The organism is Paraburkholderia sp. SIMBA_027 (assembly GCF_046535315.1).
Taxonomy (GTDB): domain Bacteria; phylum Pseudomonadota; class Gammaproteobacteria; order Burkholderiales; family Burkholderiaceae; genus Paraburkholderia; species Paraburkholderia tropica.
In genome coordinates this window covers 1-270 of the sequence record NZ_JAWRWY010000627.1, presented here as the reverse complement: position 1 = coordinate 270, position 270 = coordinate 1, and the positions used below count along the sequence as shown (strand labels likewise).

Sequence of the window (270 nt, the reverse complement as noted above, 5' to 3'; positions counted from 1 at the left end):
CCGAAACAGCAAGAGTTCCAGTAGTAACTGTAATATCGTCAATAAAGAATCTATTATTAGCAGCTACTGATCCTTCAAATTTAAGAGTTACAGCTCCTGTAGCTCCTGTGATATTTACTGTATAGGTAGAGAAAGATCCTTTTACTAAAGTTACCGTTGCTAGATTTAAAGTAGCACCAGTTGCCGTTACATTTAAAACAAGTTTTTCACTATTTCCATCCCAAGCACCAGCTTTAAATGTTAAAGTCCCTTCTCCTGTTAAATTGATAG

1 protein-coding gene is annotated in these 270 nt (G+C 35.6%); it reads right to left on the bottom strand.

Going from position 1 to position 270, the window contains the following annotated elements; all coding sequences use genetic code 11:
• Positions 1-270 (bottom strand): hypothetical protein (locus SB764_RS40510; RefSeq protein WP_410866828.1); only part of this gene is annotated, 270 nt, incomplete at both ends.